19 protein-coding genes are annotated in these 22,258 nt (G+C 52.0%); 14 read left to right on the forward strand and 5 right to left on the reverse strand.

The features are described 5' to 3' along the window. The first annotated feature begins 28 nt into the window (after positions 1-28). Positions 29-502 carry a hypothetical protein gene (locus SH449x_RS12245; protein ID WP_482381622.1) on the forward strand — a complete coding sequence of 158 codons (474 nt, stop codon included), beginning with the start codon at positions 29-31 and terminating at the stop codon, positions 500-502. A 13-nt stretch (positions 503-515) separates the two neighbouring features. Here SH449x_RS12245 and SH449x_RS12250 read toward each other — a convergent pair whose 3' ends face one another. Next, complete coding sequence (locus SH449x_RS12250; RefSeq protein ID WP_482381623.1) at positions 516-3,116, reverse strand: hypothetical protein; 2,601 nt, start codon at positions 3,114-3,116, stop codon at positions 516-518. 329 nt (positions 3,117-3,445) lie between these two features. Here SH449x_RS12250 and SH449x_RS12255 point away from each other — a divergent pair, with 329 nt between their 5' ends. The 11 genes from SH449x_RS12255 (at position 3,446) to SH449x_RS12305 (ending at position 11,876) form a co-directional block, all read left to right on the forward strand. Continuing rightward, entirely contained in the window at positions 3,446-4,666 is a 1,221-nt protein-coding gene (locus SH449x_RS12255) for a tyrosine-type recombinase/integrase (protein WP_482381624.1), read from the forward strand. Next, positions 4,663-5,898: a tyrosine-type recombinase/integrase gene (locus SH449x_RS12260; RefSeq protein WP_482381625.1), complete on the forward strand. Its 1,236-nt coding sequence runs from the start codon at positions 4,663-4,665 to the stop codon at positions 5,896-5,898. Before SH449x_RS12255 ends, SH449x_RS12260 begins: the two co-directional genes overlap by 4 nt. 144 nt (positions 5,899-6,042) lie before the next feature. Then, on the forward strand, positions 6,043-6,492 hold the full coding sequence (locus tag SH449x_RS12265; protein WP_482380939.1) for a hypothetical protein: 450 nt from the start codon (positions 6,043-6,045) through the stop codon (positions 6,490-6,492). After that, positions 6,482-7,021: an RNA polymerase sigma factor gene (locus tag SH449x_RS12270; protein WP_482381626.1), complete on the forward strand. Its 540-nt coding sequence runs from the start codon at positions 6,482-6,484 to the stop codon at positions 7,019-7,021. Before SH449x_RS12265 ends, SH449x_RS12270 begins: the two co-directional genes overlap by 11 nt. Before the next feature lie 239 nt (positions 7,022-7,260). Further along, positions 7,261-7,560 (forward strand): hypothetical protein, encoded by a 300-nt coding sequence (locus tag SH449x_RS12275; RefSeq protein ID WP_482381627.1) that lies wholly within the window; start codon positions 7,261-7,263, stop codon positions 7,558-7,560. A gap of 110 nt (positions 7,561-7,670) precedes the next feature. Next, entirely contained in the window at positions 7,671-8,951 is a 1,281-nt protein-coding gene (locus SH449x_RS12280) for a hypothetical protein (protein ID WP_482381628.1), read from the forward strand. Between the two features lie 193 nt (positions 8,952-9,144). After that, entirely contained in the window at positions 9,145-9,801 is a 657-nt protein-coding gene (locus SH449x_RS12285) for a hypothetical protein (protein ID WP_482380935.1), read from the forward strand. Then, positions 9,785-10,015, forward strand: coding sequence for a hypothetical protein (locus SH449x_RS12290; protein WP_482380934.1), 231 nt, complete (start codon positions 9,785-9,787; stop codon positions 10,013-10,015). The genes SH449x_RS12285 and SH449x_RS12290 overlap by 17 nt, the downstream gene beginning before the upstream one ends. 96 nt (positions 10,016-10,111) lie before the next feature. After that, complete coding sequence (locus SH449x_RS12295) at positions 10,112-10,711, forward strand: hypothetical protein (protein WP_482380933.1); 600 nt, start codon at positions 10,112-10,114, stop codon at positions 10,709-10,711. A gap of 84 nt (positions 10,712-10,795) precedes the next feature. After that, positions 10,796-11,230: a hypothetical protein gene (locus SH449x_RS12300; protein ID WP_482381629.1), complete on the forward strand. Its 435-nt coding sequence runs from the start codon at positions 10,796-10,798 to the stop codon at positions 11,228-11,230. A 139-nt stretch (positions 11,231-11,369) separates the two neighbouring features. Continuing rightward, a complete protein-coding gene (locus SH449x_RS12305) occupies positions 11,370-11,876 on the forward strand; it encodes a hypothetical protein (RefSeq protein WP_482380931.1) in 507 nt (168 codons plus the stop codon). A gap of 24 nt (positions 11,877-11,900) precedes the next feature. On the opposite strand, the gene SH449x_RS12310 is transcribed toward SH449x_RS12305, so the two are convergent. Beyond that, positions 11,901-12,785, reverse strand: a complete 885-nt coding sequence (locus tag SH449x_RS12310) for a hypothetical protein (RefSeq protein ID WP_482380930.1) — start codon at positions 12,783-12,785, stop codon at positions 11,901-11,903. A gap of 74 nt (positions 12,786-12,859) precedes the next feature. Here SH449x_RS12310 and SH449x_RS12315 point away from each other — a divergent pair, with 74 nt between their 5' ends. Together SH449x_RS12315 and SH449x_RS12320 are read left to right on the forward strand one after the other, a co-directional pair. After that, positions 12,860-15,703, forward strand: coding sequence for a hypothetical protein (locus SH449x_RS12315; RefSeq protein ID WP_482381630.1), 2,844 nt, complete (start codon positions 12,860-12,862; stop codon positions 15,701-15,703). Positions 15,704-15,798: 95 nt separating this feature from the next. Beyond that, entirely contained in the window at positions 15,799-16,005 is a 207-nt protein-coding gene (locus SH449x_RS12320; protein ID WP_482380172.1) for a hypothetical protein, read from the forward strand. 1,072 nt (positions 16,006-17,077) lie between these two features. Here the strand turns inward: SH449x_RS12320 and SH449x_RS12325 are convergent. The 3 genes from SH449x_RS12325 to SH449x_RS12335 all read right to left on the reverse strand — a co-directional run bounded on the left by SH449x_RS12325 (position 17,078) and on the right by SH449x_RS12335 (position 22,256). Beyond that, on the reverse strand, positions 17,078-17,377 hold the full coding sequence (locus tag SH449x_RS12325; RefSeq protein WP_482381631.1) for a hypothetical protein: 300 nt from the start codon (positions 17,375-17,377) through the stop codon (positions 17,078-17,080). 70 nt (positions 17,378-17,447) lie between these two features. Beyond that, positions 17,448-20,894 (reverse strand): hypothetical protein, encoded by a 3,447-nt coding sequence (locus SH449x_RS12330; protein WP_482381632.1) that lies wholly within the window; start codon positions 20,892-20,894, stop codon positions 17,448-17,450. Between the two features lie 6 nt (positions 20,895-20,900). Continuing rightward, entirely contained in the window at positions 20,901-22,256 is a 1,356-nt protein-coding gene (locus tag SH449x_RS12335) for an ArnT family glycosyltransferase (protein WP_482381633.1), read from the reverse strand. Positions 22,257-22,258: the final 2 nt, after the last annotated feature.

Below are 22,258 nucleotides of genomic sequence, written 5' to 3' on the forward strand. Positions count from 1 at the left end.
ACCACGCGTCGCGAGATCTGAGTCTGAAATGATAAATCCTTACCAGCCTCCCGAAACGATTGTTCAGCCTTTGAATCATGACGCATTGAGAGAAAGTATTCGCTTGCGATTATCACGCCCCGCGACAGCGCTGCTGGTGATGTCGTCCATTCACTCCGTATTTCCCGCGATCGGGCTAGTCTCGTTTGTATTTGTGGTGTTGTTTGGCAGCCCCGTCGGTCCCGATTCTATCCCGGTTCTAATAGTACTAAGTCTACATTTCATCGCACAAATTACGATCTCGATTGGTGCTGCTAAGATGGGTCAGTTAGAGTCCTTTCGTGCTGCAAAGATCAGCGCCATCATGTCCTGCATTCCCGGAATCTCGCCATTTATGCTGTTCGGAATCCCCTTTGGCATTTGGTCACTACGGTTACTCGCTATCCCCGAGGTGAGAGCCGCATTCCCTGACGTATCAAAAGGCAATCCCCCAATCAGACATGAGAGCCAAGCTAAGGGTTAAAATTCCTTACCGCCTACTTGATGCTTAGCCTCGTTTTCCAGGTTATAGGAAGTTCGGGGTATAGGCTTGTTATGAGTTCCGAAAGCTGCTTGGCCTCATCCCTTTTGTTTTGCAGGATAAGAATTTGAATGCTCCTCGCTCGGCAATCCAGCCATGGTTCGCTGGCTTCACGAAATCCCAATGCCAGCCGACGGAATCGAAACAATGCCTCGTCTCTATAATCTGCGTTTGTAGATAAGAGTCGAGCCGCTTTGTAAATCCACCACGGGTCGCGTGGAGATCCGGCCTCTCGTGTCTTGAGCTCCTCAATGACCGCCTCACGCTCACCGCTCAAATATCGAGCAGTCAGCCTATAAAGCTCTAAGTGCATTTGAAATCGATTGGCTAGTTCATCGCCGAGCAACTGGGCTTCATTCGCTTGCAGCATTGATCCTGACTGCCTCAGGATCTCGATCATAGCACCAAGATCCGCAGATGGCTCTGCGGCCAGCAGCATCACGTTCTGAAACGCTATTTCGCATTGCGTCCAGCGATGAACCAGTCTCATTAGGGGAGCGTCTTCCCCCCAAGCTTCTACATCAAGAGGTACGACTGGCTCCCAGCCGATCTTAAGAAACCGTTGACGTAACAAATCTTCTGTCGTGGTTTCCGTGGCATGCGTTCGCGATGATAGATTATGAAAGCGTGAAAACTTGTCTATAACAGAGGGCAATGCATCGCTGGGAAAGATTCGATCCTCTAACCAAGCTGTTCCTCCTAGGGCACTTACCAACGCAAACCAAGTGGCTGCACGACGAAATAAGGCTTGCATATTCCTCGGGTCGATTGACTGAGGTTGGACTTTTTCTAGCCGAAGCAGCCACATGTCTAGAATATCGAGCACTTTCATTTCGCTTAACAGCGTTAACTCGAGCTCCAAGCTTGCCGTGTCAGCTTGTGGACTACTTGGCCACACGCTTATAATGTCTCGTAGAATCTGTTTCCTGAGAGCTAACGTCTGGAGCAATTCTTCCGAACTAGTGCCGCCTGTTTCGTTCTGAATTTGTCTCAACTGCTCTTTTATCATACCCACTGCATTGAGAGCCGCCTCTGAAGCTCGCGGTTCACTGGGGTATGACATAGCGGCTCGATGGAACTCACTAGCAGCATTGCCGAACTCCTTCTGAAGTCCCCAAATCGCGGCAGTCTGCATAGCGAGCGTCAGAGCATCAGCGGTGGCGTTTCGCTCTGCTAAAACAAATTCGGTCTGCGCCATCTTATCGATAGCATCAAGCGGACGATTCGCCAAAAGCAACTGCCGAACTTCAGTGCGTACCAGCTCCAGCGACATTTCAGTGTTCGCTGTCGATTCGACGAGGCCAGGCTGGCTGGCGAGCATAATTGCATCCGCCCGGCTTCCCCAATAAGTTCCAAAGAGCGAGCCTATCTCCTTTTTCATTGCCAGAGCTTCCTCGAGTTGCTCCTTGGCCGACTCGGATTTGTGCGCGTTGTACAAAATATTGGTAAACGACTCGATGGCAAGCGACGGATGAGTTCGCCAACCACCAGCTCGTTCAATCCAGGCGTTTGACTGTGGGAGGTCGCCTAGCATGCGGTTCGCTTCTGCGGCGATAGCTGAGGAAGCAACGAGCAAGCTCCTGCTCGACAACTTACCTGCATTCCACATAGCATCAATGATTTCAAGGGCCTTCTTAGGCAACCCTAAAAAAGCTTGGCTTCGCGCTCGAGCAACTAGCAGCTTATCGCGGTCGGCCCAATCGCGGGCAATTCGTAATTCTGCTTCATCAAGTGTTCGCAACATTTGCGATCCAGCAGCAAGTCGATCATCAGAGCCAGCTGGGTAGGTCGTCGCGCGAAGACTCAGTAAGTCACATTTCAGCAAAAAGGTATCGGCTAACAACGAAGTAACCTGAGAAGCATCGATCGCATCTGGCTTTAAAGCGGGCAAGTCACGCGTCGGCATGGATTTGATATCTTCGATAAGCCTATCAGTCTTATCGATCGTATCGCGAAGTTCATTCAAGCACCATTGCCTGAGCTTGGATCGCGTCGGTGCAGCTAAATGCAATGCCGTACCACTTCTCAAGACAAACCAGCGACACCAAAGCGACTTCCACTCTAGCCAAGGGGTACGGGGATCCTGCCCAGCTGCGAGCAGTTCTTTTCGAATAGTCGCTAGAGGCTCGTTGGTTGCTTCCGGATTGTCATATCGACTGTCAAGATCCGTGCAGAGCTGTGCGGCTCGAATCTCGGCACGAAGTATTAGCCACTGTGCGTCAGCATTGGATAGTTTCGAATCTGACTGAGCTCGAGCTGTGAACCGAGATTCCACAAACTGCAGGGCAAGCTCGTGTAGTCCAGAAGCAGTTAGTGATTGGACATAGATTTTGTCGGGGTGTCCGTAATCGACATTCAGGCCAAAGGCAAAGGAAGTTTGCGCTTGGCAGCGTGAGCATACGAAAAGGGCTGTGAAGATGGCGGTAAGGAATAGAAGCCAGCCCCTCCCTCGCCCTACCAAGCTACTAACATACCCGGAACAAAGTCTCTGGTGAACGCTCAGTCGTGGGCTGAAAACCGGTTTGTAGCCAAAAGTAATTCGAGGCCCGATAGTCACATGCAAACCTAGTTGGAAGGTGATACACTGCGTTGGCAGGCGAAACAAAGCATTAGCAAGAGAAGTGAAATGGAGACGGGCGGAGTAGAGCGGGTGAAGGGATTCGAACCCTCGACTTCCAGCTTGGGAAGATAGCATTCAAAAAGCGGTTCTGCAAGTCCTTAACTTGTAAAAATACCAATGTTTTTATTGGTGAAACGCATTTTTTGGGTTGCGAAAACTCTCGGAATTATAGGTGCGAGTTTTGGGAAAGTTCCCACGGGTCATGTGCAAACGGCTAAGGGAAGTCGTCTAGTAAAGTGACCTCATCACCTAACGGGAGAAGCAAAATGGCGAAGCGAGAGAAGGACAAGGAGACGGAACGTGTACCGAGTTACCGGAAGCACGTATCCGGACAAGCACGGGTGACAATTGCGGGGAGGGACTACCTGCTAGGGCGTCACGGATCGGCAGCAAGCAAGATGGCGTATCAGAAGTTAATCGCCGAGTGGTTAGCGTCAGGGGGATCGGGATCGTTCAGGACGCCGGTCGAGGAGTACACGGTTACTCAACTGATTGCCGATTACATGACTCATGCCCGGAGCTACTACAAGGCGACGATGCGGGCAGAGTTGAATAACCTTAGGCCAGCCATGCGTAGCTGGAGGGAACTGTATGGGAAAACCCCGGTCATCGAGTTCGGTCCGCTGCAATACAAGGCGGTACGGGAGCATATTAGCAAGCAAGGTGACCGGAGCCGAACGTACGTCAACAAGCTATGCGAGAAGATCGTCAGGGCGTTGAGGTGGGCGGTAGCGGAAGGCCGGATACCGGCAGAAGTTGCCAACGCGGTCGGCATGGTTCCGGGACTCAAACGCGGTCGAACGAAGCTACGGGAGGCTGAGGAAATCGGTCCGGTGGACGATGCGATTGTTGAGAAAACGCTACCTCATCTAAACGAAGTGGTGCGGGATATGGTCAAGATCCAGCGGTTATGTGGGGCCAGACCAGGGGAGTTATGCGAGTTTCGACCGGGCTTAGTCAATCGTGACGGTGATATCTGGGAAGTGCACTTGGATCGTCATAAGACTAGTTGGCGGGGCAAGAAGCGGGTTGTCTACCTGCCTAAGGCGGCGCAGGAGATCCTATTGAAATACCTGCTCAGGCCGGATGACATGTTTTGTTTCGCTCCCCGAGAGGCAAAGAAGAACCGGGCGTTCGAGATCAAGCGGAAGCCGGGAGTGCTACGGCAGCGTGGGAAAAGTACTCCCCGGAGTCGGCCAGGGTACAAGTTTACCACGGCTACTTATCGGCAATCGATTCAGAGGGGGTGCGAGAAGGCTTTCCCCCCGCCAAAGGGATTGTCCAAGGCGGAGGTTAAGAAGTGGAAGGCCGAACATGTTTGGTCCCCAAATCAATTGAGGCACAGTTTTGCAACGTCCATCCGGAAGGTTGCGGGGATCGAATCGGCTAAGGCTCTACTCGGGCATAGCTCAATAAACGTGACAGAAATATACGCGGAAGTGGATAGAGAAGCAGCGAAGCAAGCGTTGAGGAGGATGGGATCATGAGTATTGGCACAATGACGGAATTGGAACTCGCGGTCGAGGATTACATTGCTTACAAGGTCGCGGAAGGGCTTAAGCCAAGCACGGTGAACGACATGCGTTACCGGGTAAAGCGATTGATTCGCGAACTCGGGGTCACTCGATTCGAGGAGGTGAAGGAAAAGGATGTAATCCAGTGGTTCGTGGACTTTGGCGCTAACGAGGAAGGCAAGGATCGGCCTAAGGTTTCGGCCAACGGTCGCAAGCTGCAATGGGTCTATTGCAGTGGTTTTTTCCGTTGGGCGGTAGCCATGAAGTTCATCGGGGAAAACCCGGTGGAAAATGCACCGCGACCCAAGAAGTTCAAAAGCGATAGGCGAAAGTTACGTCGCGCGATGACAGCCGAGGAACTGGAAAAGCTAATTTTCGTGGCTAAGGTCAGGCCATTGGCCGAGTATTGCAAGAGTCGAATGATCGGAAGTCGGCACACCGATTACTGGCAAGCCAATCCCATAACCCTGGACAACGTGGGGCAGCTCGCAGAGACCGCTACCAAGTACCGGAACGCGAAGCGTACTACGGACAGGCTGAGAAAAGACGGGGAGAAGTGGGCGTTGGTCTATCGGACGTTGGCACTAACGGGGGTCAGGTGGGGTGAACTCGGTAATCTCAAGGTCGGCAGACTATCTCTAGACGATGAGAAGATGACGTTGGATTCCCGCTATACGAAAAACGGGAATAGCGACGTGTTGCCCGTACCGGGGGAGCTTGCTCGCGACCTAAAGCAATGGATAGAGGAGAACAAACTCGGTCCCGATGACAAGCTATTCCTCATACCGGGGAAAGGGGTCAAGCGGTTCTATCGTGACATTGAGGTTGCGGGAATCCCTCGGGTCGATGCAGAAGGTAGGCAGATCGACATTCATGCACTGAGGTATTCGTTTGGGACCATGTTGGCTCGCGCCGGTGTGCACGTATCGTTAGCCCAACGGCTAATGCGGCACAGCAAGCCGGAATTGACTATCGGCATTTACACGTGTCTGGACTCGGGCGAAGCAAAAGACGCATCGAATACGCTACCGGCGATCGGATCGGGCAAGAAGCCGGAACCCAAAGAGGAGCCTAAGCCGGTCGAGTCAGCATCGACAACGCAGACTCCAGCGGCATCGGCAAACGATGGGCTACTGAAAGCACTGCTAGAGACAGCAGACGCGGAAACGCTACGGGCTGCGCTCCTGAAATCTATGCAAAAGTAACCGCATCAATGCGGATCATTTGGGAGATTTATCTCCCAAAACTCAGTCTCGGAACGGGCGCTAAAGCGCCTAAAAGGCGGGCGCTAAATGGCGCTTTAGCGCCTATTTGTGCAAACAACTATCTATTAAAACCCAGGAAATATCATGCTTTTGTGGAAAAAAATTGAAAGGCGAGACAAGATCGGACTGTTGGCTTGCGCGGCCATAATCTTGAAGAGCGCTCAACACGATGAAATGCCGCCGGTGAACTTGGTGGCGGCGATCAACTCGGTTGAACAACATGTTGCTGATGGTGCGAATGTCGAGATTGGCAGCTTCCGGGACGATCCGGTTGTCGTGTTGATATGGGACGAAGGGAGCCTAGCGGTATGGTGTGTACCGGAGGTGCGAAGGCATCGTCTGGAATCGATTGCGTTGGGCTATGGGCTTAGTGAAGCGATTCGGGCGGGGGGGACAAGCATCGACTTGTTTTGCGACAGCTTGCCCGTCTACGAGATGGCCAAGGAATTGGGCTTCGTTTCATTTTCCGATGACCAGGACTTAGAGGAATGCCTTCTGTATCAAGTCGAAAAGGAGGTGAGCCGTGTTTATTAGCAACGAGACTCTGGTAGCAGCCCAGAGGGGCGATGTAGCAGCGATCAACTGCTTAATGGGGCATGCTACCCGGCTCGCTTGGTCGATAGGTCATAAGGAACTACGGGATCGTAGAGACGTGGAGGATATCGGGCAAGAGGTCGCTATCAAGGTGTATCGGCATCTCTCAAAATGCAATGCTGAAACGGGCGGTCAGTTCGTCCAGTGGGTGACCAAGGTTGCTTTGAGGACGTGTCTCGACCGAAACAGGAAAGCGGCATCCCGTCCAGACATGTTGGATCAGATTCCGGAGATCGAAGTGGATTACCGAACAGCGGAAGCGCTGGAAGCATCGGAGATCTTACTCGGTGTTGCCGATCGTGTTGGCACTGTCGAGGAGGTCCGGTTGGCAATCGATGGTTGTTCTCATGCTGAAATCGCGAAGCGACTCGGTATCGGAAAACGGCAGGTTCAAACGGCGATCGAAAGGCATCGGGAAGCGGTGCATTATGCGGTAAAGGAGGAAGCCGTTAGGCGCTTTAGCGCCTAAGGTTGGATCAAAAGGTCTAAAGACACTTTGGTCGAGTCGGAACCAAAATAGGCGCTATAGCGCCCAAAGTCAGAACGCTGGAACGTAAAAACTCCAGCGTTTTTTCATTGTTGCGTTGGATTTGAAGCGTGTGGGATGGTTTCCGATGATTTTGGGTGGTTTGGGAGGCAAACCAGAAAAAACCGGCGTCTAGTAAGGTGAGGGCTGTTTTTTTACCTACACAGAAAGAGAGAAAGAAAATGTCGGCAGCAACAAAGAACTTCCGTTTGGTTAAGGACTTGGCAACAGAGATCTATGGTCACACTCCCCACAATAACACGATCCAACGATGGATTCGGGGCATCACGGTTAATGGCCAAAAGCGAGCTTTGCGGGCCGTGAGACTGAACAACAAGTTCTACACGACAGAGCAATGGCTGCGGGAGTTTTTGGAAATAGACAACTCGGGCCAACAGCATCAAGAAAGACCACCAACAGACACGCAAGTTAAGCGAGCTCAATCGCAGGCAGAGCAAATCTGCGAAGAGTTGGGAGTCTAGCCAGTAAATGGAAAAGGCTACGTGTGGGTGCACGTAGCCTCAAAGTCGGTGTGGTCGCGTTCGTTACTCGCAACCACTAATAGCGCGTCATTCATTCCACCGAATAACAAATGCAATATACATTCAATGCCGGGCGGCGGCAACTTGCCGAGCCCTTTTTTACGCTTCCTGAAAGCTTTGATCCTGCCCAGGTGTTACCGGCCAAGCTCAAAAAGCGGCATGATGATGCCCGATACGCGGTCAGTCTGATAATGGGCAAGATGGCGGCGGGCAAAGTCGATGAACGTGGGCGGGTGCCTTTGATGGCCAGCTCTTTGGCTAATGTAATGGCCGAGGATGATTGCAAAGCAGTCATTGAGTGTTTGCTTTGCTCAGGGATTCTTCACAGAGACTACTATGCAGTCGGCAAGAAGCCGTATTCATACTGGCTGGACTCTCGATTCCAGAATGATCGGCATGTGAGGCGGCCAATTGAATGCAAGAGATTGAAGCGAGCTTTGAATCGCTTATCTGTCGCGCGCGAGGCGGAGCAGGAAAGCCGCATTCTACCGATTCACAAATACTTGCGTGACATGCAAGCATCTTTGACGATCGACATGGATCAGGCAACGCGGATCCTGCCCAAGATCGGAAACTCTTTTGATACGCAGTCCATCTTGGTGAACAGGTTGAATGAGCGGGTCTATTCCTTTTCGGTCGGTACGTACGGCCGAGTTTCGACCTCAATTTCTAACCTCAAGAAAGAACTTCGTTCTGCACTCCGTTTAGAAAACCAACCTCTCGGTTGTTTAGACCTCTCAAATAGCCAGCCAGCTTTACTGGGAATGATCCTAAAGGATCATGGAAAGAAAGAGAACCGGGAGGGGGACCGCACCGACAACCATATATATGATCCGGAAAATGAGGTCCGAAAAATTGAGTTGAACGAAAAGGAGGTCGCCGACTATTGCGAGTTGGTTCAGACCGGGACGTTCTACGAGTGGCTTAATCTTGGATTCCCGAATCTGACTCGCAAGGAGGTACAGAGGCGGTTTCTGGCTGATGTGTTGGCGAAGCTTGGGAAGTACCCGTCAGCGATCGAAGATTACTTCAGGAAGCGGTTCCCGAGTATCTATAGGTTCATTCGGGCTTTTAATCGTCGAGACCATGCAGCATTGATTAGGCAGCTACAGGTTGTCGAATCGGAGTTGGTGATTGAGACGGTATCAGACAGTTTGCGAGTCGGACAACCGGGCATGCCATTCTTGACTTTGCACGACTGCATTTTTGCTGCACCCGATCGACTCGGGGATGTTCGGCAAGCGTTTGATTCAGCTTTTCAGGCGAACGGCTTCACAATGAAGCTGAAACTCACAGAAGATCTAAGTAACCCAAAGGAGGTGGCAGCATGAAGACAAAAACAAACGGCAAGGGGCCAGACTTGCGCCAAACGGAGTTCAACTGGGAGAGGCCGACATATCGCACTCAGGCGGGAGCGAAGCGGTTAGAGAGCCTATTAGCCATTCCCGGCATTCACAGGGGTTCAGATTCCCGATTTGTTGTCCGTGAGCCCAGCAGAAAAACTACCGGCATGAGGATATCCAAATGAGCACAGCTTTTGTTGAACTAACCCAGGCGGAACGAGACGAGTACAACCGACTAGTCAACTTCGTTCGTGCACGCAGGGAAGCCTTCCGGGAGGTGCTGGAAGCGATCGAAGTAATTCATGCCAAAAAGCTATATCGCGAAGCGTACTCGACGTTTTCAGAGTTCTGCTTGAAAGAGTTGGGCATCGATCGGAACAACCTTGACCGACTTCAGCGGGGCAAGGTTAATATGGACAGGGTCCAGAAGCATGCACCGGAAGTTAAGTCCCGGCTAGCCAGTCTTGCGGCAATCAACGCCCTGGAGAGCATCCCAAACGCCGACATTCGGGACGTCGTTGTTGCTGCCGACACTGGCAGGCCTATGGGACCGACAGCGCGAGATATCAAGAATGCAGCGGTCCGCTTAGCTGTCGATCACAAGCCGGTACTTCGCAATCAATACGACATTCAACCGAGACTGTCCGATTTGCCGCAGGATGACGTTCCAGGATGCGACTCCATCGAAGTGAAGATCATATCCGACGCCAAACGCGCCATTGAGAAATTCTTCAAGCGGATTCCCGGCGTTGAGGAGCAAGCGGCATTTATCTGTAAGTACCACCGCGATCTAGCTTTAGCTGTCCATAGGAGGATGCAGGATGCGCAATCCAACTAAGGTAAGCGACGATACCCCGATCGAGAGCCTAGCGTTGTGGAAGTCGCATTTACACGCTTTGCAGCGAGCGAATGTTAAGACAGCGGGAGACATTCGACGCATTGAGGATGAAAGGGGCTTGCTGTCGATCGACCACGTATCCGTAGGAGCCCGTAGGCGGATCTTGGAATCCATCGGAGACGATGCTGGTATCAGCTTGCTAGATGACCAGTAGTAGCCAAGGTGCAAAATTGCACTTTGATTACATGCCCAGTTCGGGCGCTTTAGCGCCTATTTCAGACGATAGTTTTTTCAAAAAAAGGCAGGGAAAATGAGCAAAAAAACAAACCGGGACGATGTTTTGCGATACCTATGGGGGTGCTTGACGATAGCGGCCAATGACTTCGCAGACGGAATGGACGACTTGGATGAGCAGACGCTAACAGCGTTGATGCCCATATTGGAAAAGATTGCCGACGCGCAACAAGCTGTTGAGCGAACCTACTTTGCCACGGCGGAGAACCCGGATATACAGGGCCGGAAAGTCGCGCCATACATGCCAGTTCCAGATGACCTTGAGGATGAGATTCGAGCATCCTTTGCCGTGTTGCAGTCTTCGACTAATGCTGAGAACGTGTTTGAGCAGCTCGAATCCGAGTTGAAGACTTTCCTTGCGTTGACGCGGCAGCGTAAAACCCTTGGTGTTGGCGTAGCCGGTGTTGCTGCCCGTTTTCGTCAACGAGCCAAGCGTATGCAACAGCTAGCATCAGAGACGATAGGTAAGTCCCAAATCGACTACGTTAGCCAGTCGGTTCTAGACGAACTACGCGATGCAGTTCGCCATGAGTTCGACCAAAAAATGCTTTCCGCAGCGGCAAGACTCCAGGAGCTTCGCGACCTAGTTCGAGCTAGGAAAGCCGAGATCGAATAGGCGCTTTAGCGCCAATACCGGCAGTTCAACAATTCAACTTTTGGGCGCTTTAGCGCCTATTTCCAGGACCAGACAGGACCAAAGATGGCTAGACTAGAGTTAAATTTTCAGGTGTACCGATTGCCCATGCCGGCAGATCCAGAACTTGCCGATGCGGTCCAAAAGACCAATGAGGAAGCAGACCAGCTTGCAGCCTTATGGCAGTCCTACAAAGAGGCGGAGGAATCCGCTATGGCGATGTTGAGAGGCGATGGCCTAGCCGGTATCAGCTACTCAGTTATGCAGTCAGCGCATGCTAGATCGATCGATACAGCGATTGAGATCATCCGGCGGGAGCATCCGCTCTGCGATGAGGTCAGGCGGCTACTGGACCGACTAGCCACAGCCGAGGAGATGACATACCAGCGGGCAGCCACTATCCGTGTTGAGGTTGTGACCTCGCACAACAGATGCAGTGCGTTCGCCACCAGGATTAAGCAGCATCTATCGCGCAGTTTGTTCGCGACGTTGGACGCGTAGCGAAAAAAAAGGCGGCCAGGGAACGAAAAACCCAGCCGCCCAACTCCCAGCCCCGAGCCGAGGTAGTTTGATTCTGTACAGCCCGTTCGGTAGTGTCAACTTTGGCCGATATTACGGGCGAAAAACGGAGGAAAACGGGATGAGCGATCGAGACAACAAAGGAAAGTTTCTACCAGGCAATCAGGCCAAAAAAGGTAAGGTAAAGAAGTCTTACTCTCAGATCCTGCGCGAGGTACTCGACGAATCGGCAGCGAAAAAGATCTTCAAAAAAGCCGTTGAGGATGCTAAGGCCGGGGATCATCAAGCCAGGACTTGGCTGTTCAGCTTTGTGCTTCCCAAATTGCACTCGGTCGAGCATCGCGAGGTTGTTACACAGCCCGTTTCCCAGGTTAACGGCAGCGACTACGCGAGTCCGGAGTACCGAGCTTTGCTTGATGCTTGCCGGACGGAGGACGAGGTAGAATTCTTCATTCGTATCAGCGACAGGACGCAGAGTTCGGGTAATCCTTTCACCGATTTCCTTGACAGGCCGCTCGACCAAGAAAGCAAGACTTTGTTGGATGCGATGACCCACGAGGAGCGGGACCAGTACGAGAATCTGTTGGATAAGGCGGCAGAGCGTCACAGACGACAGCCCAGTCCGTAAGATGACATTCACGCCGCATTTGGACTAGTCGTCATCGTCGCGCATGGCATCGCGTCTACGTTGAGTCCGTAGAGCGTACATAGCATCCTTGCCACGTTTCGTTTCGACGTGGGCGTAGTACTTCCATAGCTTGCGTCTGACAGCATCGGCGAAGGCCAGAGACTTAGTTTCGAGCCATGCGGCTATGCTCTTGTTGCACGAGTCGATCAGATCTTGGGGCAGGTAATCATCTATTTCCGAGCCTATTTCCGGTTCATCTTCACCAAAAAGGGAGTCGAAGATTGATTCATCCCGCTCGATCGCGTGACTATACTTGCCACCCAGTTCAGGAAATGGTTCATTCGAAACTACCCTACGGACCAATTCGGCAATGTCATCAGAGCAATTCAGCTTGCGCTTCCAATACGAAAATGCCTTTCGTTTCTCCGCATGCTCGCGTTGTTGCCTTTCCACTTCCGGATCAGACCAATCAGCATTGAGGAGATCACTAGGCCGGGGTTGGAGGTATTGCAATGCCCAGATTTTTGAGGCATCTTCACGGGGAATTCCACAGACCGTTTCGGGCAGATCATCGCGATCGAGATTATTCATCTCGCAGCCGATGTAGTCGAATTGATCTTTCCCGTATTGCGATATGAGATCGAGCCGTTCCAGCATTCGGACATACCAATGGTAATCCAGTCCTATAGCGTACTCGGTCCTTTTGAGCGGCAGCTTATGGGCCAGGGCGATTTGTATGGGAGTGTACCCGGCAGCATGTTCCGCCCATATCTTGGTTAGTTCCGTTCGGGATAATTCCCTATCTAAATTCGGATCATAGACAGCCCGTTCCGCAGCGGTAGCCTTGGTTTTCTTGGTCCGTTTTTTCGGTACGCCGATGGTAGATGGATCGTCAAAAAGATCTTGCATTTGTTGCCTTCCTTCATTCTTGGGACATTGTGAGCATCAATGTTCGATTACCAATAGTTACAGGGCAAAAAACAATGTCAGAAGATACCGACGTAATGTTCCGAATCGGGGTTATGGATCATCCAGAATCCAAGTCAGCATTACAGAGCCTTGCCAGCAGCGTTGAGGCAGCGCAAGCCAGGATGGACGCTGGCGTAGCCGGTATCGGCAGGACAGCCAGCAGAGTATCCGGCTTGGTGGATTCGTTGGCCAGCAACCTGGACAGACTTAACAGTTCATCGGGATCGATGCGTTCAGCCGTACCGGACTCAGTGCAACCAATGGGATCTGGGATCAGGGGCGGCGTACCCGATTCAGTAATTGCCCAGGTCGCAGCCTTTGACGCTTCGATCACCAAAGTTCAGGACCGCTTGAGCAACCTTGACACTTCAGGGCTGTCTAAGTCCGTCAAAGGGTTCTTCACTGAAATTGAGTCTCTTTCGGCCAATACGGGGCAAGTCATCACCCAACAATGGGAATCCCAGCTTACGGGGATCGTGACATCGTTTTCGACCAGCATGGAGAAGCTATCCGAGAGTTCAGCCGCAGCGATGCGTGGACGTTCATCCGTTCCCGATGCTGTTCGACCTATGGGGGATGGTGTTTCCAGCGCCGTACCAGATGCAGTCGTTCAGCAAGCACAGGCGGCAGAAGACGCAATCGATTCCGTTCAGGCCAGGATCAACGATTTCGACGTTTCCGGAATGACTCGAGCAATGCAGAATGTCTTTGCTGAATTGGCCGTTGATTCGACTTCATCCGTTGATGAGATCGTCGAGCAGTTGGACAAGTCCGTTTCGTCGCTTGCGAGTAATGCGACAGCACAAGCCACGATAGCACGCGAGGCTTACGCCGGTTCAATGGTAGCCCATTCCGAAGCCTACGCAGCTATGGCGAAAGACCTAGACGGATATATCGCGAAAAACGGGTCCACTATGGACCAGATAGCGGCTAACTTGCGGATTGGAGAGGGGCATCTCCAGCGATACCGCGATGCGGCGGATAAGGCGACAGCCGACGCCGGTAAGAAGTTCGTTGAGGCCGGGATCAATGCAGCCCAGGTAGCGCGGGGGCTTGCTACTATCGGCCTAGTGTCGGAAGAAAACGCGGAAAAGATGCTTCGTTCCCTTGCCGTGATTCAAGGGACGTTCGATGTAGTTAAGGGCGGGATTAAGGCATATACCGATCTTTCGGACGGACTGAAAAAGGCCAGAGAAGCACAGCAGTTACTATCCCGAGCCCAGACGACACAAGCAGCGTTGGAGACTGCGCAGCTAGCAAGATTGAAGGCTTACCATGCTTCGTTAGTCCAGGAAGCGGCGGCGGCCAACACAGCAGCGGCTGCTAATGGTAGATTGGCAGCAAGTCGAGTAGCAGCGGGGGCGGCAGCCGGGGCTAGTGCAGCCGGGGGAGCTGGATCGATGCTTGGTAACTTGGCCGGCATGACCGGCTTACGCGGTGTTGCTTCAATGGCCGGTAGGGTTACACCACTCGCAGTTGCGGCGGTAGCAGGCAAAGCCGTTTACGACCATCAAACCGGATCATCCACTACCAGCGACAGTTCGATGCAGGCAATGACGATGCGTTTAGGTGCCTACCTTGCAAGGTTGACCGGCCAATTCGAACGGTTGGATTCCCCGATGAGTCGCTTTGCACGTGGGCTTTCCGATGTGAATGACCGAGTGTTCAGCATGATTCCGGGCGGTGACGTTCTCAGGGCAGCCGTTCCCCCATTGCATTTGGCCGGTGACATTGCGGGACTTGCAGCTTCACAGGCTGGAGTGGATCGGGGCCAGTTATCTTTAGACCGGAACCGCATCAACAATGAGGCAGACCGCGCAACAGCGAGAGCAGAAGCGGAAACGCAGCGGCAGTTAGCCCGAATGCGATATGCTGATAGTTCAGATTCGATTCGCCGGCAATCGGCATTGACCACCGAGCGGTTCAGCTTTCAGGACGGTGCCGGAGATCGGGATTTTGAGCGCGAGGCCTTACGAGACCGAATGAGGCTACGGACCGAGACCGATGAGGGGATTCTCGGTTCCGCAATGCTTGGTCAGTTATCGAAAAGCTCAATGCGAATGCGTTCCAGACCCAATGAGAATCTCGAGATGTTGGGAGGCGAAGCGGCAACCTATTCCTTGGCGGTTCAGGAGTACAGCAAGGCCAAGCAGGAGTTAGACAGGGCTCTTGCCTTCGCGGGGACCAGCGAGGAAGACCTAGCGTCAGCCATGAAGGAAGCCCAGCATTATCAGAACGAAGTGGTTCGTAGTCTTGAGAAGCAAGCCCAGCTTGCTCGCGCATACGGTACAGACCGTTTAGCGATCGAGCGGGAAATCCAGCAAACCATAATGACGGGCATCGACCAGCAGGGGGCCAAACTGGATGCACTTGAGGGTAGGCGGAAATCGGCAATGCGTTCCTTCGTGGACATGGACGCAATCGAACGGGATATGGCAACTCGGGCATTGGGTAAGGCACAGGCAGGCGGCGGGGCAGCGTTGAGCAAGATGGAGCGTGACCTACTCAGCCGCGTTGGAACCGATGAGACTTCGCGATTTGTCGATGAGTCAGTTGCATCGGATGCCAAGCGGTTGGGATTCGATACCACTTTCGGCAGTTCAATGGACATGACCAGAAAGCAGCTTGAGTCTACGAGACAACAGTTGGAAGCTCAGCTTCAAGCGTCGTTCGATGTTTCCATGAAAGTGGAAGCCGATACTGACAGAGTTGTGGATGCGATCCTACCGGAAGTGGAACGGGCAATCACCGAAATGTCAGAATCCGTGGAGCGTAAACTCCGAATTGAACTCCAAGACGTGAAGATGGAGATCAGTACCCAGCGAAGCAAGGATTGGGCAGCGGCTAAGCGTGGTTGATTTGAGGATGCGCATTTATGCCAATCCAGCCCATAGTTGAGGCTTGCTAACCTATTCCTACCCTTGGTGTTTTATTCCGAGGGTAGGAGGTGGCAATGCACAACGGGCGAATGGGGCGTAAGGTCAGTCAGCAGACCATCGAGAGAGCCCAGCAGCTATTTAAAAAAGGACTCACGCCGGTTATCGTAGCCAAACGTCTTGGTATTTCCGAGTCGATGGCGCGGAACATTCAGCGAGAGATCCCTAAGCCGGAGGTTACCGAGTCCACTGGTTGGAGTCAGTTACCCGAGTCGGGCGGATAGAGGATGTACCAATTGATACACCCTCAACAGCAGCCAGTTGACCGAGCCCGGATCAGCAGAGTAGATTACTTGGATCGAGCCAGCGCGGTGGCCTAGTATCCGTGACATGCGTGACGATCGGTACTACGACGCATTAGCCCCCAGCAGTAGTTGGGGGTTTTTTTATGCCCGTTACAGTCGCGGCATTCATCCGTAGCCAGCAGTTCTATTCCGAGTCGGCATTCTTGCCGTTCGATTTCCGGTAGCGTCAGAAGGGCCGATTTAGAGCTTTGACGGGATACCCGAATAGCAGCAAAAAAGTATTTGGGAAAGTTCCCAAGAAAAGAGTGTGCGTTTTAGGAATCCTATTGTTTTCATTGGTATTCCTTGTACACTTCCGATGGGGTTCGGAAAGTACTCAAACTTGCGAATCCCTGGAAAATTACAGGGGATTTCTTTCAGGCTTGGGCCTATTTTGGGAAGCTAGCACTCTAGCCACTGAGTTACACCCGCAATGGACTTGATTCTTACCTTCTCTAGCCGATTGTCAACAACACAGGCACTAAATTTGTGCGAGCCGTAGTTTATCGTCGTCGAGCTCGACACCTTTCGGTTTACGTTCATCTCCGCTGTAAAAAATCGGAGAAAGGAGCAGTAATTCTCACTAATCGACACTACTAAGGAGTCCACCGGTTTGCGTAGGCAAGCGAAAATAGTCTTCTCGCTGTGTGGAAAGCCCGTTTAGCCCGTCCAGCAGATCGTTCCGTTTCCGGTTGACGAGTCACATTTTGCGAATCCGGCCGGAAACGCAAGCTTCTCCTGGACGAGCAAGGAGCATTCGCGGAGGGGCTCGTTCGTGCTACCAACTTTGGTTCCTATGGAACGACGAGAGTCCCGTTAGGGACGGCAGCATCGATGCCATCAGGTACAAAATGCCGTTACACGCTTTCTGCTGACGGCATTAAGCCGGGGATAGATCCAAGACGGTGGCAATCGTGACCCTTATGAGTGAACGGTTGGTTACATGGAAACCAAGCAATGAAAGATAAATGGCACAAACTGAGTCGCGTGTACAGGAAGAAAGCTCTTGCGTTTACGCCGATATGTCGAGCTGAGACGTTTCACCATCGTCTGCGGGAAGATGGAGGCTGTCACTTCCAGTCGCGGTGTCCTCTGCCGCAGGTTGCTGATCCGCCTCCTTATCCGCATGATGCTGCATCGGACCATCGTATCGCTCGTTCGCATCGCGATCACCGGCTTTCTGCGATTGCTCGATTGGGCTTACGGTTTTAGACGCAGATTCTGAGGTGCTTGCGGAACTGGTTCGTTGTGACGACAGACTCTGCTGTGCATGTGCCGCTGGGTTGGCCCAGCCTGCTGGTGGTACTTGCATGATCATTCTCCTTCTTATCCGAGAGATCAATGACTGTGATGATTGGTCAGCCGACTACACAATTTTTAGGCTAACGACCTGCCCCCCCTCCCTTATCTAATGCGCTGGGTAGTTGCATTTGACCCATCAATCCCACATTGCTTCGGACGATAGGGTCTGTCGTCGTGCCGGAAACTTCGATGCGAAATAGATTTGACGAATAGTCCGCTTGCAATGGACGCATAACAGCCCCGACCAACGTCCGCCGACTGACATTCGCATCCAAATTCAAGTGTAACGCCCGCCTCATATTGACCCAGCCGTTCCCCCGGAGAGAAACGAGATTCCCATCTAAGTTTAGCTCATGGATGGGAATTCGGTCTCCGTCGATTCCAAAATGAATATCAACAGCATCGAACGCACTGTGGTCCGGACGAACTGATAAAAGATTGAACAGTCGAATCATAACAGGCAACTGATATAGGTTCGCATTTCGGAGCCATACGTTCCCATTTCCTTCGATGGAAGCCATGTTGGTAAAGGAGCCCGCGACTTCACACTGCATCCAAAGACTACCATTGGTTTGTGGATTCGGCTCGCCGAGATCGAGCAAGCAATCCTTGAGGTTAGCATCAACCAATCGAACTCGGTACCGAGCACGTCGACCATCGAGTGGCTCGACTCCACTAACAAACAGCTTTCCACTGAGAGCTTCCGCGGTGATGTCGTGGGCGGTTATATCGAGTTCAGGACCATCTATAGCCTGCCCCTTCTTTACAACGCTCTTATGTCCAAGAGCGGACTGAGATAGTTTGACGAAACGAGCGTCCAAACGACTATGCATGACACTTTTGAACGAGGCTTGAGAAATCTGCTGGCCTTGATCCGCCGTAGTCGACTGGGCAAACGCCCATTTCACGCCATTTTGATTGGTGCTCTCTAGGGCAGCACGTTTTTGCATGACATGCTTTTCCTGCCAAGCCACTGCGTCACGCCCGAATATTAAATCCTCGCTAGTTAGAGCAAACGGGCCAGTTAATCCTATGACGGGAATTCCCTTGATTGCCAAAGCATCGAACTCAAGCGTCCCGTAGGCCATAGGCCCACTGTCGGTATTCTCGCCGGTCATCGAAATAGTGCCACGCATTCCAGAGGCTATTCCTCCTCCACCTAGTCTGCCGTCTTCGATTTCTAGATCAATATCCCATGAGCGAACAACCGATTCCAGTGGATGGCGAGGAGACGACACGTAGGTCGAGCCGGATATGCTCACGGGCCCCCTAAAGTCAAGCCTCAGGAGCGGATCTCTCAAGTAGGGCGGTAGACAAGACAGTAGAGTCTGGTCCACTAGAAATCTTGTTGAAGGGATCCATTGAATCGTACCGTCCCAACTCCCATCGCCATAGATGCGGTAGTGTCCCTCCGCATTCAGTCGGCTAGCATCATGAGTTCCCGTTAACGACAAAATGTCGATACGGCCGGGATTATACGCGATATGGCAAGAAACATCATTGATCGAATAAGGGAGCGAACGAGGGCGAAATGCCAACGAACGACCAACACCCTCATCTTTTATGCTGTCTTTTTTCATTTCGACACGCACGTCGAGCGAGTCATCCCGCGATCGCTTGGTCATCTCGACTTTCGCATGCCCCATCATACCGACCGGCTGAATCTCATCCCAAAGACTTTGAACCCCTTTTGGCAACGCATTCCGCAACTCTTCGTCCATGGCCAAATCATAGCTGTCGAACACTAGATCTAAAGAATCAAGTTGGGAATCTTCAAGTTGGCAAACGCCAAAGGCCTTAATCCGGGTTGAGTCATTTCGTCCCGCAAAATCTCGCAATACAACTCGGTCATTGTCGACTGTTATTTCACCATGAACATTATCGATCGGATAACGAAACTGGTCATACCTAAGAGTACATTCTGAAAAAATCAGCTCTAAGGATCGGTCAATCCGAGTCGGATCTTCTGCTGTTCTCCGAAACCGTGCCTGTTTTAAATGTACAGTACCAGTTGGCCGCAAGGAGTCGACAAAAGATTGAAAGCTACTTGGTTGCGATTCGTTTCTTGGGGTCAGCGCGTTTAATAGACTCTTGTCAATCGCGATCGGCCCTTCTGACGAGAATTGCAAATCCATCAACCACTTGGGGTCCGCCCTCACTAATTCCAGCGAACCGGTTAATCGTTGCTCGCCAGCATATGCCACGAAATTGTTCGCTTGGAAGTGACCATCGTTGTAGGAAAACTTTCCACCGATACGGTGGAGGGGGTAGGGAAAGAACTCCGCGTTGAGCGATAGATTCTTGGTCTCCACTTCAACATAGGGATGCCACTGATATCCGTCGAATGTTATCGTTGCCTTAGCGTCCAAATGGCCGCGAGCTTGAAAGCGGTGCCAAATATCCTGCATGGGCTCCGGAAGGGACTGAAACAATCGTTGATCCAATTCTAAATCTTTGACTTCGACCACTGCCATCATCGGGGACGGTATCTCGAGACCATTCATGTCGATGGAGGCCCAAAGAACCGACGAACCGCACTCGCCCCGCAGATTACGCAACCTTAGTTCTTGATTGTTAAGAAACAGCTCGCCACTCAGATTGTCCAGCGGGTAGTTTAGTCGCGGATGAAACCACCTTCCCCCATCGGCTTTGGTGTATATCTGATAGGTCAGGTCCTGGTCGATACTTGCAATTTCAAAGCGAGTACTCGATCGAATGCTCAAGCCGTCGACCGATGTGAGGTGAGACTGTAAACAACTGGGAATGTTCGCAGCAACGCGGGGATTGAATTCCAAGTTGGTCAAATCCCCACGTACGCGCCAGTTACCATTGGAAGGATCCAGCCTCGCCGAAAGATTGAGATCCTGAAAGTGACTACTCTTGATTCTTGCCTGAATCCCTAGGCATGCAGAGTTCCCCGCAGCAGACGCCATTTCCGATGGTAGCAGGGAAGCGACAGCGGTCAAATCATGAAAGATGAGTTCGGGAGATTCCGATCCGACCTCATGTCCTAAGCGAATGAGCCCCGACCGTACTCGTATGGTTGGGAACTCTGGCGTAATCCGAAACGTGCCCTTCGGTTCTGGAAAACACCATGTTCCATCAGCTAATGGCCAAACAGAAATCTGGACTCCATCTGCAACTACATTCTGTACCGGGACCTGGCCCTGAACCAATCCTAACCAATCCAGCGGTCCCTGACATGCTATCCTTTCTGCTCGGAATACTTCTCGGTCTTGATTTTCAACCCGCTTAGACAATCGCAGCCCGTTGAGTGTAATCGATTGACCCGATTGTAACGAAGCATTGTCCAACTCTACGTGGTAGTCCGGGAGTAGCGACTGGATCCTAGACCTAATCTCTAGCGTGAGCTTCGAATCTGCTTGGCTTAAGAAATAGTAGTAACCGAAAAAACCGATAATGCAGAGCAGGCCAGTCCAAAGCAAAACGCCACCGGAGCTCGGTTCCTTTCGAGGTACCGAAGCCTGTGCGCTTGGTTGGGATTCCGTTCCGCTATCTGTTGCCATCCTTGGCTACGAGCTCCTCATTTCGTTCTTGGAGTTGTTCCGTCTCCGCTGGCGCCAGCAGTCCAGGATCCAATTCGCCCCACATCCTGCCAAAACGCAAAGGACGAGAATCGCTGGTTGTCGGTACCTGACCGAACCAATAAACGCCATGTGTAATATTCCAAAGTAAAACATCGGTACTGCGAACAACCATGCGCCAAGGCTGTGACGAGTCGCCCAGAGGCCCAAGGCACCGAGCAACAGGATAACCAAATAAGCCACCCCCTCTGCGACCCTGATGCTCTGCCCTACCACCTCTACCGCGACCGGCAACGGTCTCCAGGTTTTCCAGAACTTTACCATTCCAAGCCGAATAGCGTCAGATGGATTTTCTCGGACCCATGAAATAGCAGCATTTCGAATTCTGCGGTCCAGTCTCCATTCTAAGGTCGATTCTTTTGTTTCCCCCCTTGCATCTCGAAGGCGATCTTCTTCAAGCTGCTCGATTAAAAACTGTTCAACAAAAGCCATGCCTTCATCGCTGCTCCCCGTTGCACCTGGATGCCAGCCGTCGTAGAGACTAGCCCCCACCTGTAGTGTGGATGGCACAAATTTCCCTGTGATTTCAAAATTTCTAATCCACCAAGGAGACATTGCTAGCACTATCCCGACAACATAAACGAGCCCATACCGTACGATGTCGCGAAGGGAATGCACACCAAGATTCCCAAGGTATACAAAAAGAATGTAGATCCACAAAACTCCAGCCCACAGCCCCCAGCTGGGACGAGCTAGGCACGCAAGCCCGGTAAGCAAGCCCGAGAGAAATACCCAATGCAAAACACTACGTTTGCTACCTCCAGACGAGGCCACGCTGCGACTGATTGCTAAACTCGAACACGCTAAACTAGCTAACATAAGAGGACAAAAGACCATCTCGCTCAGAACAAAGATACTCATCCCAATTGAGCCAGGATAAATTGCTGCCAAGAACGCCGCTACAAGGCCAGCTCGCATCCCGGCCAATCGAGTTGTAATGCTCCAGACGAGCCATACGCAGAGTGTACCTAATCCTGCTCCCAAGATTCTTACGGCTAACGCAGTTCCTGAAATGTCGCTTAATTCATGTCCACTCGCAAAGTAAGCGAAAGGAGAGAGCACGATTGGGTAAAGTGGAGCTCGGAAGATTCTCGCTTCATCGCTGAGATATCTGTACGGTTCGCCGCTCGCAATTCGTTGGGCATGAACCCAGTAAGTGTCACTATCGCCAAATCGGAAAGCACTCGATCCCTCCGGCACGGTGGACTGCCAATACGTAGCAGCAAACACTCTCAGTAAAAAGGCGACAGCAAGCAGCCAATAGATTACGCTTCGAGAGTTCATGA

Origin of the sequence: Brakhagea baltica (genome assembly GCF_052161605.1) — a bacterium.
Classification (GTDB): domain Bacteria; phylum Planctomycetota; class Planctomycetia; order Pirellulales; family Pirellulaceae; genus JBKCUI01.